Source organism: Vagococcus sp. WN89Y, from assembly GCF_052220145.1.
Taxonomy (GTDB): Bacteria; Pseudomonadota; Gammaproteobacteria; order Enterobacterales; family Enterobacteriaceae; genus Kosakonia.
The window spans coordinates 206743-219498 of record NZ_JBQPOM010000029.1 but is presented as its reverse complement, the minus strand read 5'-3'; the positions used below and the strand labels follow the sequence as shown (position 1 = coordinate 219498).

The 12756-nt window shown below is 56.3% G+C and carries 13 protein-coding genes; 2 read left to right on the top strand and 11 right to left on the bottom strand.

The genetic code is table 11. From position 1 onward, the window contains the following. Window positions 1–32 precede the first annotated feature (32 nt). Genes ACTU3N_RS12055 through prmB form a run of 6 tightly spaced genes read right to left on the bottom strand, consistent with a single transcriptional unit; the run spans window position 33 to window position 4569 of the window. Window positions 33–311 (bottom strand): YfcL family protein, encoded by a 279-nt coding sequence (locus tag ACTU3N_RS12055; RefSeq protein ID WP_443086368.1) that lies wholly within the window; start codon window positions 309–311, stop codon window positions 33–35. A gap of 27 nt (window positions 312–338) precedes the next feature. Further along, window positions 339–878 carry an elongation factor P hydroxylase gene (locus tag ACTU3N_RS12050; protein ID WP_443086367.1) on the bottom strand — a complete coding sequence of 180 codons (540 nt, stop codon included), beginning with the start codon at window positions 876–878 and terminating at the stop codon, window positions 339–341. Further along, window positions 875–1687, bottom strand: coding sequence for a sulfite exporter TauE/SafE family protein (locus ACTU3N_RS12045; RefSeq protein ID WP_443086366.1), 813 nt, complete (start codon window positions 1685–1687; stop codon window positions 875–877). The genes ACTU3N_RS12050 and ACTU3N_RS12045 overlap by 4 nt, the downstream gene beginning before the upstream one ends. After that, window positions 1687–2514: a penicillin-insensitive murein endopeptidase gene (gene mepA, locus ACTU3N_RS12040; RefSeq protein WP_443086365.1), complete on the bottom strand. Its 828-nt coding sequence runs from the start codon at window positions 2512–2514 to the stop codon at window positions 1687–1689. The genes ACTU3N_RS12045 and mepA overlap by 1 nt, the downstream gene beginning before the upstream one ends. After that, complete coding sequence (gene aroC / locus ACTU3N_RS12035) at window positions 2515–3600, bottom strand: chorismate synthase (protein ID WP_443086364.1); 1086 nt, start codon at window positions 3598–3600, stop codon at window positions 2515–2517. It lies immediately after the preceding gene. A gap of 36 nt (window positions 3601–3636) precedes the next feature. After that, window positions 3637–4569 carry a 50S ribosomal protein L3 N(5)-glutamine methyltransferase gene (gene prmB, locus ACTU3N_RS12030; protein WP_443086363.1) on the bottom strand — a complete coding sequence of 311 codons (933 nt, stop codon included), beginning with the start codon at window positions 4567–4569 and terminating at the stop codon, window positions 3637–3639. Between the two features lie 164 nt (window positions 4570–4733). On the opposite strand from prmB, the gene smrB reads away from it, so the two are divergent. Further along, window positions 4734–5285 carry an endonuclease SmrB gene (smrB, locus tag ACTU3N_RS12025; RefSeq protein ID WP_443086362.1) on the top strand — a complete coding sequence of 184 codons (552 nt, stop codon included), beginning with the start codon at window positions 4734–4736 and terminating at the stop codon, window positions 5283–5285. A gap of 75 nt (window positions 5286–5360) precedes the next feature. Here smrB and sixA read toward each other — a convergent pair whose 3' ends face one another. The 4 genes from sixA to ACTU3N_RS12005 all read right to left on the bottom strand — a co-directional run bounded on the left by sixA (window position 5361) and on the right by ACTU3N_RS12005 (window position 10066). Continuing rightward, window positions 5361–5846 carry a phosphohistidine phosphatase SixA gene (gene sixA / locus ACTU3N_RS12020; protein WP_443086361.1) on the bottom strand — a complete coding sequence of 162 codons (486 nt, stop codon included), beginning with the start codon at window positions 5844–5846 and terminating at the stop codon, window positions 5361–5363. 310 nt (window positions 5847–6156) lie between these two features. After that, window positions 6157–8310, bottom strand: a complete 2154-nt coding sequence (fadJ, locus tag ACTU3N_RS12015; protein WP_443086360.1) for a fatty acid oxidation complex subunit alpha FadJ — start codon at window positions 8308–8310, stop codon at window positions 6157–6159. Further along, the gene (gene fadI, locus ACTU3N_RS12010) at window positions 8310–9620 is read right to left on the bottom strand and encodes an acetyl-CoA C-acyltransferase FadI (protein ID WP_443086359.1); all 1311 of its coding nucleotides are present in this window, start codon (window positions 9618–9620) and stop codon (window positions 8310–8312) included. The genes fadJ and fadI overlap by 1 nt, the downstream gene beginning before the upstream one ends. A gap of 161 nt (window positions 9621–9781) precedes the next feature. Continuing rightward, entirely contained in the window at window positions 9782–10066 is a 285-nt protein-coding gene (locus ACTU3N_RS12005; RefSeq protein ID WP_443086358.1) for a YfcZ/YiiS family protein, read from the bottom strand. Window positions 10067–10442: 376 nt separating this feature from the next. On the opposite strand from ACTU3N_RS12005, the gene fadL reads away from it, so the two are divergent. After that, window positions 10443–11804 carry a long-chain fatty acid transporter FadL gene (fadL, locus tag ACTU3N_RS12000; protein WP_443086357.1) on the top strand — a complete coding sequence of 454 codons (1362 nt, stop codon included), beginning with the start codon at window positions 10443–10445 and terminating at the stop codon, window positions 11802–11804. A gap of 55 nt (window positions 11805–11859) precedes the next feature. Here the strand turns inward: fadL and mlaA are convergent, their stop codons facing one another. Further along, entirely contained in the window at window positions 11860–12618 is a 759-nt protein-coding gene (gene mlaA / locus ACTU3N_RS11995; protein ID WP_443086356.1) for a phospholipid-binding lipoprotein MlaA, read from the bottom strand. Window positions 12619–12756: the final 138 nt, after the last annotated feature.

Below are 12756 nucleotides of genomic sequence, written 5' to 3'. Positions count from 1 at the left end.
GACCCCTCTCCCGCCGGGAGAGGGAAACAGGCTTAGTGGAATTTCGCCTGCTGATAGAGGTTATCCCACATGCCGAGCACCAGCGCCTGGTCGCGCGGCGACAGCTCGCCTGCATGAATAGCCGTCTCCAGACTGGCGCTGACTTTGCTGTAAACGGCTTCGTGGGAGTGGTCGTCACCGCTTTCCAGGTCTGCCACCGCCAGCGTCAGGTGCCCACGCAGATAACCGCCAGCAAACAGCTCATCATCGCTGGCGCTTTCCACCATGTTATCAATTAACGCCAGAATGCGTGATTCAAACTCCGCAATCATCTTTCTTCCTCTTTTGCAAACATGGCCTCAGAGATCTTCCGGCCACGGAAACTGTTCTGCCGCTAAAGGCGGCGTTTGGTAATAATCCTGTAAAGCCTTAATAAAGCGTGCCGGGCGCGGAGGAATACCCTGCGTCAGGTACGTCATTACCTGGTCATGGACGCGGCGCTGAAACGCAATGCGATCCGGCTCGACGTCACCTTCCAGGTTGTCGCAGCTGACGTTAAACGGGAACCCCGCCGCCACGCAAAACAGCCAGTCAAAGGCCTGGGGTTTAACTTCCACGTCCTCAAACTTGCCCTGAGTCGCCGCATCGCGTCCATCCGGGCAGTACCAGTAGCCAAAATCCACCTGCTTACGCCGCGCTTCACCGGCAATGCACCAGTGAGAAATCTCATGCAGTGCGCTGGCATAAAAACCGTGGGCGAAAACGATACGGTTGTAAGGCACTTGCTCATCAGCAGGAAGATAGATCGGTTCGTCGTCGCCTTTAATCAGACGTGTATTAAAATCGTCGGCAAAACAGCGATCGAAAATTTCAATTAATTGTTCGTAATGATGGGTCATACATTCGCCCCGAGAAACTGGAGGATTTCCTGGCCGTGACTGTCATAAAGCAGTTTGGCACTCATCACCGCCGAGACAATCACAATCATCGGACGAATGAGTTTCTGCCCTTTACTCAACACCAGGCGAGAACCGATGCGCGCGCCGAGAAACTGCCCGGCCAGCATCACAAAACCGGTGGCCCACACCACTTTGCCGCCAATAATAAACAGCAGCAGCCCGCCGATATTGGAGGTGGCGTTCAGCACTTTGGCATGCGCCGTGGATTTCGCCAGGTTGAAACCGCAGAGGGTAACAAAGGCCAGCGCGTAAAAAGACCCCGCGCCAGGGCCGAAAAAGCCATCGTAGAAACCCACGCAGCCTCCTGCCACCAGCGCGAAGGGTAAACCGTACAGACGGCGCTGGCGGTCCTCTTCACCCAGTTTCGGCATCAACAAAAAGTAGAGACCAATACAGATAACCAGGATCGGCAGGATTTGGCGCAGCACGTCCGATTTCACATACTGCACCAGCAGCGCGCCGGTGGTTGAACCGATAAACGTCATCAGAATATTCAGCTTCTGATCGCCAACATTGACCACTTTACGGCGAATAAAATAGAGGCTTGCAGAGATGGAGCCGCCGCACGCCTGGAGTTTATTGGTCGCCAGCGCCTGGGCAGGCGTCATGCCAGCCGCCAGCAGCGCCGGAACGGTCAGCAGGCCGCCTCCGCCTGCCAGCGCATCGATAAACCCGGCCAGCAGCGCAACAAAAAAAAGCGCCACCATCATCCACGGTGTCACCATAAACAGCTGTTGAAAGATATCCATTAAATTTCGTGCTCATCCAGTAAGGCCTGACAAGACGGCGGCGGTGGCGGCGGTGTCTTTTTCTCAGGAGATGTCGTGCCGGGTTTCGCCGGTTCAAACCAACTTTGCAGCTCCGCGCCACAGCCATCGCCCGGCGGCGGCAGCGGCTGATCTTCGCACTCAAGGCTGTCTGCCGGGCAGCGCAGGCGCACATGCATATGCGCGCGGTGCTGGAACCACGGTCGCACCTTACGCAGCCAGTCGCGATCGCTGCCCGCATCCAGGCACAATTGCTGCTTGATGGCCGGGTTAACGAAGATTCGCGTCACGTCATTGTCCTGTGCCGCAAGCTTGATAAGGCTGCTGATTTCCGGCTTCCACAGCCCCGGCACCACGCGTTTGCCATCACGCGCAACCAGATCCAGCGCCTGTGGCCTGAGCAGCTGAGCGCTACTCCAGCGCGCTTTGGGTAATTGCAGGAAAATATCCACATCCAGCCCGGATTGATGGCTGGCGTGCCCGCCGTTAAAGCGCCCGCCTGCCGGCATCCCCATATCGCCCACCAGCACCGTACCAAGCCCGAGGTTATGCACCTGCGTGCTCAGGCGCTGAATAAACAGCACCAGATCCGGGTGGCCGAAATAGCGGCGCTTATCGCTACGCATGACCTGATAGCTCTGCGCCTCAAGAGGCAGCGCCTGAGCGCCCACGATACAGCCGTTGGCGAACGCGCCGATAGATTGCGGGCTGCCCGCAACCGGATGCGTCAATTTTTGCCAGGGTGTTGCCGCCGTCGCAGCGGCGCTTATCAGCAGCGCAAACAGCGCGATTGCCGTTTTTTTCATCATTTACCAGCGTGGAACAGTCGTCATAACATCAGCATTTTGCGCGCGCTGGCGCAAGAAGTGATCCATCAGCACAATGGCCAGCATCGCCTCGGCAATCGGCACCGCGCGAATCCCCACGCACGGGTCGTGGCGGCCTTTGGTTATCATCTCGACTTCCTCGCCAAAACGATTAATCGTGCGCCCCGGCACGGTGATGCTTGAGGTCGGTTTCAGCGCGATGTTCGCAACGATTTGCTGACCGCTGCTGATCCCGCCCAGAATACCGCCCGCGTGATTGCTCTGAAAGCCCTGCGCGGTGATTTCATCACGGTTTTCGCTGCCGCGCAGTTTCACCACCTCGAAACCATCGCCAATCTCCACACCTTTTACCGCGTTGATGCTCATCAGCGCGTGCGCGATGTCGGCATCCAGGCGGTCGAACACCGGCTCGCCAAGACCTGGCGGTACGCCGTCTGCCAGCACGGTCACCTTCGCCCCGATGGAGTCGCCCTCTTTTTTCAGGCCGCGCATCAGTTCATCCAGCGCGTCGATTTTATCCGGGTCCGGGCAGAAAAACGGGTTCTGCTCGACCTGCTCCCAGTCTTTGATCGCCAGCGGAATATCGCCCATTTGCGTCAGGCAGCCGCGAACGGTGATACCCAGTTTCTGCGCCAGGTATTTTTTAGCGATGGCGCCCGCTGCCACGCGCATCGCGGTTTCACGCGCGGAGGAGCGCCCGCCGCCGCGATAATCGCGCACGCCATATTTCTGCTCGTAGGTGTAATCCGCATGCCCCGGGCGGAACAGGTCTTTAATCGCGCCGTAATCCTGGGAGCGCTGGTCGGTGTTTTCAATCAGCAAGCCAATGCTGGTGCCGGTCGTCACGCCGTCAAAGACGCCGGAGAGAATTTTCACCTGGTCCGGCTCGCGGCGCTGGGTGGTATAGCGCGATGTCCCCGGACGGCGGCGGTCGAGGTCGTGTTGCAGATCCGCTTCGGTTAACGCAATGCCTGGCGGCACGCCATCAACGATGCAACCCAGCGCCAGACCGTGCGATTCGCCAAAGGTGGTGACGCGAAAGAGTTGTCCAATTGTGTTTCCTGCCATCACGGCTCCGTTGTCGTTGTGAGTGTTGTTATGGTTTTAGTCTTTGTAAATGCTGAAGTATTCGCGCGCGCCGAGAAGCTGCGCTTTGGTCAGCATAAAGACGCCGTCCCCGCCATTATCAAACTCAAGCCAGGTAAACGGCACATCAGGATATTGTTCAATCAGATGTACCATGCTGTTGCCCACTTCACAAATCAGGATACCGTCATCGGCAAGATAATCCGGCGCGCAGGCCAGGATGCGGCGCGTCAGCTTCAGGCCATCAGTGCCGGATGCCAGCCCCAGCTCCGGCTCATGACGGTATTCCGACGGCAGGTCGGACATATCTTCTTCGTCCACATAAGGCGGGTTAGTCACGATCAGGTCGTACTGCACTTTCGGCAGTTCGCGGAACAAGTCAGAGCGAATCGGCGTGACATGGTGAAGCAAACCATGCTCTTCGATATTGTGCTCAGTGACCGCCAGCGCGTCAGTGGAGATATCCACCGCATCCACTTCGGCTTGTGGGAAAGCATAAGCACAGGCAATAGCAATGCAGCCGCTGCCGGTGCACATATCGAGGATATGCTGCGGCTGGCGATGAATAAGCCCGGCAAAACGGTTGTTAATAAGCTCGCCAATCGGCGAACGCGGCACCAGTACGCGCTCATCGACATAAAATTCGTGCCCGCAGAACCAGGCTTTATTGGTGAGATAGGCCACCGGGATGCGTTCATTAACGCGGCGAATAACGCGCTCAACGATACGCTGGCGCTCGCTGGAGGTCAGGCGCGCGTTGCGCATATCTTCCGGGATATCCAGCGGCAGATAGAGGGTGGGCAGCACTAATTGCACCGCTTCGTCCCACGGGTTATCGGTCCCGTGACCGTACCAGATTTGCGCGGCGCTAAAGCGGCTGACCGCCCAGCGCAACATGTCCTGAATGGTGTGCAGCTCATTCACTGCTTCATCAACGAAAATTTTATCCATATTATCCCCCAGGACCGGCTGCATTAATTTCGGCGGCTAGTTTGCCATGAAGACAGCGATAAATCAGCACCGTCACGCGCGACAAGCGGCTAAAAATTCATTTTGCTACACCTGAGCGGCGGTGAGTCGGGTACACTGTGGGAAAGAAGAGATGAGATGCACAAATGAAAAAGAAGCTATCGCTTAGCGAGGAGGAGCAGGCTCTGTTCCGGCAACTGATGACCGGGACGCGCCAAATCAAGCAGGATACCGTGGTTCATCGCCCGCTGCGCAAAAAAGTCAGCGAGGTGCCGGTAAAACGCCTGCTGCAAGAGCAGGCTGATAACAGCCACTATTTTTCCGATGAATTCCAGCCGCTGTTAAATACCGACGGCCCGGTAAAATATGTGCGCGAAGACGTCAGCCACTTTGAGTTAAAGAAACTGCGGCGCGGTGATTACTCCCCGGAGCTGTTTCTCGATTTGCACGGCTTGACGCAATTACAGGCCAAGCAGGAGCTGGGCGCGCTGATTGCCGCTTGTCGGCGTGAGCATGTTTTTTGCGCCTGCGTAATGCACGGCCACGGCAAGCACATTCTGAAGCAGCAGACGCCGCTGTGGCTGGCGCAGCATCCGCATGTGATGGCCTTTCATCAGGCGCCAAAAGAGTATGGCGGCGATGCGGCGCTGCTGGTGCTGATTGAAGTCGAAGAGTGGCAGCCGCCAGAGCTTCCCTGAGCGCCAGAAACGTTAAGAGCCGCAGCAGCGGCTCTTTGTTTACATGTGGTTTTCATGTTTCATGGTCCGGCTACATCAGATAGCCTTGCGCATCTTCAGGTTGCAGGGACTCATTTGCCAGTCAAACACCCCTGTGCCGCTTTTATCCAGCGTAACGCTGGCGATGGCGGAAGTCGTAAACATCGGCGGCGTCTCGCCCGGGCAGAGCTCGGACACCAGGTAGCCTACCAGCGGCAGGTGAGAAATCACCAGTACCGAGGAGACTCCTTCATTCGCCAGCGCCTGGAGGTAGGCACTGACAAGACCAACGTCTCCGCAAGGCGTTAGTTCCGGCAGGACATCCACGTTGTCAGGCAGGTTCATACACTCCCCCACCTTCTCCAGCGTCTGTTCAGCACGTAAAAAAGGGCTGATCAGAACACGTTCAACATCCACTTTTTGACCTTTCAACCATGTTGCCATCTGACGGGTTTCATCACAACCACAATGGGTTAAGGGACGAACCGCATCACTGGCTGCATCGAGGGCAGCGTCGCCGTGACGCATGATAAAAACTTGCATATTGCACCGCTTTTGTTAACCAGAATCACTAACAACTTCCCGTGAAACCCTTTCACGACTGCGGAAATTATCAATGGCCGGGCATTGTGCCTGATTCATTCATCGAATGAAACGCTGTTTTTTACCTCAACGACGTAAGTATAGTCAATCTCTGTTTACAGAGTGACCAGTAACGCCCTGAGTGATAACAGAATTACCTTTTTTTACACGCTTTTCTCCGCGCCTGGCATGTTTTCGCCGGTTCCAGCGCCTCGCCACGGCGAATAAAACCGCCGGTTAAAACACACCGACTTCGCCCATGACGCCCCGTTCAGACATCAGCCTGCGCGGTCAGTTCCTGTTGTGGCCAGAATGTCGCCCCTTGCTCTGCCCTTCGCAACAGAGCTTCACAAGGCGCAAAACGCGCGCCGTAGAGTGTGGCCAGGCGTTGCAAAATCGCCACCACTTCAGCCGCGCCGAGGCTGTCCATATAGTGGAACGGCCCACCTAAAAAGGGCGGAAAACCGATGCCAAACACCGCACCAATGTCCCCGTCGCGCGCGCTGCGAATCACCTGCTCATCCAGGCAGCGCGCGGCTTCGTTCAGCATCAGCATCACGCAGCGCTCCGCTATCTGGCTGGCGGGCAATTTACCGTCTCCCGTTACCCCAATCAGCGTGTAAATGGCCGGATCGGGCTGTTTTTTGCTTCTACGCTCTTTTGCGTTGTAAAGATAGAATCCGCGCGCATTTTTCTTGCCTTTGCGATCGTCATTCAATATTGCGCTCACAACAGACGCAGGGGCGCTGAAACGCTCGCCGTATGCCGCTTCGAGTACCGGTATAATTTTAGTCCCGGTGTCGATTCCGACCTCATCCAAAAGTTGGATTGGGCCTACCGGGAAACCAAACTTCACCAGCGCCCGATCGATGGTATCGATGCGCTCGCCTTCACTGAGCATGCGCATCGCCTCATTAATATAGGGTGCCAGAATACGGTTGACGTAAAATCCGGCGCTATCACCGACGACAATCGGAACTTTCCCCTGCTTTTTTGCCAGCTGCACGGTGGTGGCGATAGTCTGCTCGCTACTTCCTGCGTGAGGAATAACTTCGACCAGCGGCATCTTTTCTACCGGACTAAAAAAATGTAATCCGATAACGTTTTCCGGACGCACCGCTTTAGCCGCAATATCGCTGATAGGTAATGAAGACGTATTTGACGCGAAAATAGTATGCGCCGCGCAGTGCGCTTCCACCTCCGCGACCATTTGCTGCTTTAACGCCAGGTCTTCAAACACCGCCTCAATCACCAGGTCGCGGTGCGCAAAGCCGCGGTAATCCAGCGAGCCGGAAATCTTCGCCATCTGGCTGTCGCGCTCAGCGGGCTTGAGATGGCGGCGGCGTACTTTTTTATCCAGCTGTTCCCAGCTGTATTTCAGGGCGTGATTGATGCCCTTCGCATTAATATCTTTAATGCGAATCGGTAAACCGCCTTTGCTGGCGGTCACATACGCAATCCCGCCGCCCATAAACCCACCGCCCAGTACACCAACGGTTTTCAGCGGGCCGGGTGCGACAGCGCTGGCGGGATCTTTTTTGATCTCATTGCTGGCAAAAAAGAGATGGCGCAGCGCGCGGGATTGCGGCGTCATCGCCAGCAGGCCAAAGGCTTGCGCCTCGGCAGCCAAACCGCTGCTGCGCCCTTGTGCAAGGCCCGTTTCAATCACCGACAAGATGCGCTCAGCCGCCGGGTAATTTCCCTGGGTTTTTTGTTCGGTTTGCTTAGCGACCATGCGAAACAGCAGCGCACGGCCCAGTGGCCCGGCAAGGACGCGCTCACGTACCGGCAAGCGGCGCTCGCTCTGGCGCGACTGCTTCGCCAGTTCTGCGGCGGCATCCAGTAAAATCGCCTGCGGCACGACATCATCCACCAGGCCTGCTTTTAATGCCTGCCGTGCGCGCAAAGGCTTGCCAGTCAGGATCATCTCAAGCGCTTTGCTTACGCCAATCAGGCGCGGCAGGCGCTGCGTGCCGCCGGAGCCGGGCAACAGGCCGAGCTGCACTTCCGGCAAGCCGAGCACGGTCTTGCTGTCATCCGTGCAAATGCGGCGGTGGCAGGCCAGCGCAAGTTCCAGGCCGCCGCCGAGGCAAGCGCCATGGATAGCGGCAACAACCGGCAGGGAAAGCGCGTGGATTTCCGCCATCATCTGCTGGCCCTGGCGGGCTAGTTCTTCCGCCTCTTTCGCCGTCTGGCAGCGGGCAATCATATTAATATCCGCCCCGGCGATAAAATTGTCGGGTTTGGCTGAGATAAACACCACGCCGCGCAGCGCTTTGTTCTGCCGAAGCTGCTGTAGGATTGCGCGCACTTCGCCGCCAAATTCGGCTTTCAGGGTGTTCATCTTTTCGCCAGGCACATCGATCGTGACGACCGCCACGTTGTCCGGGCGCACGCTAAGGGTAAACGCGGTCATCTTTTCCATTATTCCGCCTCCAGAACCATTGCCGCACCTAACCCACCCGCTGCGCAGGCGGTCACCAGACCAAATCCGCCGCCGCGCCGCCGTAATTCGTGCAGGGTTTGCGTTATCATGCGCGCGCCGGTGGCGGCAAACGGGTGGCCGTAAGCAATAGAACCGCCGAGCACGTTAAATTTGCTGTCGTCTACTTCGCCGGTGGCCTGGCTACGCCCCAGCACCTCGCGCGCAAAGCGGTCGCTGGCCATCAGCTTCAGGTTGGTCAGGGTTTGCGCAGCAAAGGCTTCATGCATATCCAGTAAGGTGAGATCCGCCAGCGTCAACCCGGCGCGCTCCAGCGCCAGCGGCGTAGCCCAGGCAGGGCCGAGCAGCATATCCTGGCGCACATCGATAGCGGTGAAGGCGTAACTGCGCAGATAGCCCAGCGGCGTCAAGCCCAGCTCTCTGGCACGGGATTCGGTCATCAGAATAACGGCGGCGGCACCGTCGGTGAGCGGCGTGCTGTTGGCGGCTGTCACCGTGCCGTGCCTGCGATCGAACGCCGGGCGCAGTTTTGCATAATCGGCAAGGCTTGAGTTCTGGCGCACGTTGTTATCCTGCGCTACCGGTTCGCGAAAAGGCGGTGCATACGCGGTCATGACTTCATCAGCGAGTTTACCTTCAGCCCAGGCGCGTGCGGCAAACTGGTGCGAACGGTGCGCCAGCGCATCCTGCTCTTCACGCGTGATGCCGTAGGTTTTCGCCATCTGTTCAGCGGTATCGCCCATACGCAGCCCGGTAGAGTACTCCGCCACCGCCGGAGGCACCGGCAGCAAGTCGCGCAAACGCAGGCGTGAGAAAAGTTTGAGTTTTTGCCCGACGCTGCGGGCTTTGTTGGCATCCACCAGCGTGCGCGCCAGCTTTTTACTCACGCCAATGGGTAAAACGGATGATGAATCCGCCCCGCCCGCGATCCCGGCGCGAATGGTGCCGGCCAGCAAGCTTTCGGTGACGTTCGCCACCGCCTGGAAACTGGTGGCGCAGGCGCGGCTTACGCTGTAGGCATCGGTGTGCACGTTCATGCCGGTGCCAAGCACGATTTCGCGGGCAATGTTGGGGGCTTCCGGCATCTGGACAACCTGGCCAAACACCAGTTGTTCGATAACATCGGGGGGAATTTCGCTGCGTGCCAGCATCTCTCCCACCACCATTTTGCCGAGATCGATTGCCGGAACGCCGTGAAAGACGGTGGCCTGGCGCGCAAAGGGGGTACGTAACCCGCTGACAATAGCAATGCGGTCGCCCTGCCGGGTGACTAGCGGTAATGCCTGACTCATAACACTCCCCTGTTAACAGCGTAACGCATAAAGTGGTCTGACCTGATAACAGTTTTAACCAGTTTTTTACATTCAGCCAATGGGAGGAGAGAAAAAGTGGGAGCTAAGACACAGAGAAGCCTGGTAAAACGCTCCCGCGAAGGGGAGCGTTGGCGGGAGAATTAACGCAGACCGAGCTGGAAAATGAGCGTTTCTGCTTCGCAGCAGAAGACAAAATCAATGTCCAGACGCACACCGCCTTCTACTTCTGTGAAGGTCGGGGTGATTTTGCAAGGTTCAGACTCCACGCTGCGGGCTTTGGCTGTCAGCGCCGCCAGGGTTTCCTCTGCATCCGCTCGGTTCGTGAACACCCGACTGTAAGACGCGGTGCAGTCGGTGTTGTCCATAATGGTGCCAACATCCATACAGCAGCAAACCGGGGTTTCATCAGCACTGCATTTACTCATAATAGATTTCCTCTGAATTCGCACCCAAGGTGCCAGATAAACGATGCGTCTATTTTACGCGCCACGGCATCCTGGCTCTAGTCGATAAATTGCAAAGCAGAGATAAGTGAGCGAAATCACACTTAAAAATGATCTAAAACAAAATTCATTTGCCTGATGAAATAACAAGCGCCCAAATTTTGCCAGAGAGATCTCGTTTCGAAGATCATAATTGAAAAAACTTATATACATACTTGCAACATTTGCGCTGGTCAGACCTATACTCTCGCCACTGGTCTGATTTCTCTGCCGTACCTCAGACCCTACACTTCGCGCTCCGTTACGATATGTAACATAGTTTGTATAAAAATAAATCTTTTCGAATGAGGTTATGGTCATGAGCCAGAAAACCCGTTTTACCCAGTCTGCTCTGGCAGTCGCAGTGGCAATTGTCTCTACTCAGGCCTGGGCTGCAGGCTTTCAACTCAACGAGTTTTCGTCTTCTGGCCTTGGCCGGGCGTACTCTGGTGAAGGCGCCATCGCAGATGACGCAGGTAACGTTAGCCGCAACCCGGCATTGATTACGATGTTTGATCGCCCGACGTTCTCCGGCGGTGCGGTGTTCGTTGACCCGGACGTGAACGTGAGCGGCCGTTCGCGTATTGGCAATGATGCCAGCCAGGACAATATCGCCCCGACCGCATGGGTGCCGAACCTGCACTTTGTTGCGCCGATTAACGAGCAGTTTGGCTGGGGGGCGTCGGTTACCTCTAATTATGGCCTGGCAACAGAATTTAATGATAGTTTCGCTGCCGGTTCGATGGGCGGTAAAACTGATCTGGAAACCCTGAACCTTAACCTGAGCGGCGCGTATCGTCTGAACGATAGCTGGAGCTTCGGCGCCGGTTTTGACGCGGTCTATGCCCGCGCGAAAATTGAGCGCTATGCAGGCGACCTGCCGCAAATCATTGGCGCCGGTTTACCTGCGCTGGTGCAATCAGGCCAGATTTCGCCGCAAGTGGCACAGCAGCTTGCCACGCAGGCGGGTGGTATTGGCCGCGATACGCAAATCGCGCATCTGAAAGGCGATGAGTGGGGCTTTGGCTGGAACGCCGGTATTTTGTATGAGCTGGACAAAAACAACCGCTGGGGCCTGACCTATCGCTCGGAAGTGAAAATCGACTTTGACGGCGATTATAAGAGCAGCCTGCCGGCCACGCTTAACCCTGTCAACGCAGCGCTTGGACTTGGCTTACCTTATGGTACCAACGGGGCCACCACCAACGGTTCTTTGACCCTGAACCTGCCTGAGATGTGGGAAATTTCCGGTTATAACCGCGTCGACCCGCAGTGGGCAATTCACTATAGCCTCGCTTACACCAGCTGGAGCCAGTTCCAGGAGCTGAAAGCGAAAGGCAGCAACGGCGAGCAGCTGTTCTATAAAGAAGAAGGCTTTAAAGACGCTTACCGTATCGCTTTAGGTACGACCTATTATATGGATGATAGCTGGACATTCCGCGCCGGTATCGCCTTCGATGATAGCCCGGTCCCTGCGGATAAACGCTCTATCTCTATCCCGGACCAGGATCGTCTGTGGCTGAGCACCGGGGCAACGTATGCGTTTAATAAAGATGCCTCCGTTGACGTGGGCGTCTCTTATATGCACGGTCAGAAAGTTGAATTTACCGAAGGCCCGTACACCTTTAAATCTGAAGGTAAAGCATGGCTGTATGGCGCGAACTTTAACTTCGCGTTCTGATAAAAATGTTCTGATAATAAAAAGGGTGAGCCAGGCTCACCCTTTTTATTTACCGCTACTGCGCATCAATCTCGTCTAAACTGCCCTCGATCGCCTGCGCGTTCGGGTTCTCCTCCGGCTTCAACTGCCCGCCGTTGGCGATAAAATCATGACGCTGGAAATAGGCTTCGCGCACCATAATATACGGGTCGGAAGACTGGCGCAGCAGCCCGTCGGAATCCAGCAATTGCGCGCGCGTCTCGATACCTTCAACCGTCCATTTACCCACAGACAGCGGCCATGTCAGCCAGGAGAGTACCGGATAGAGCGTATCGGCCATATCGCCACCATCCTCACGCAGCGTAAAGCTGCCATAGAAAGGAAGCTGCACATACGGGCCGTAGCCCACGCCATAGTGACCGAGGGTGCTGCCGAAACGGTGCGGTTCGATACGCTGGAGTTTCTCGTTGGAAAGGCCGGCAACATCCATCAGCCCCCCCATCCCCAGCAGGGAGTTGAGGAAGAAACGCGTGAAGTGAACCATGCCCTGGTAAGGATCGCCCTGTAAGAAGAAGTTCACCATAATCGCCGGTTCTTCAAGGTTACTGGTGAAATTGCTCAAACCATTACGCGCCGGTTGCGGCACATAATCACGCCATGCAACCGCCACGGGCCGCACAACATACGGGTCCAGTACATTAAAGTTGAAGTTATACATGGTGCGGTTAAACCCTTCCAGCGGGTCTGAACGCCCCTGCGACTCTCCGTTACCGGAACTGGCGCAACCAACCAGCACAGTGGTAGCCAGTGCAAGCGCCGACAGGCGGTATTTCATAGGTTTCTCCATGAAGAAAATGGTCATCGCGCAAATCATTTACATCGGTGCAAATGCCGCAAGCGGGTATTTGCGATGACAATAATGCAACGTATTGTATCAGCACGTCTTATGATGTCTACGCATTGAGTCTTTGTT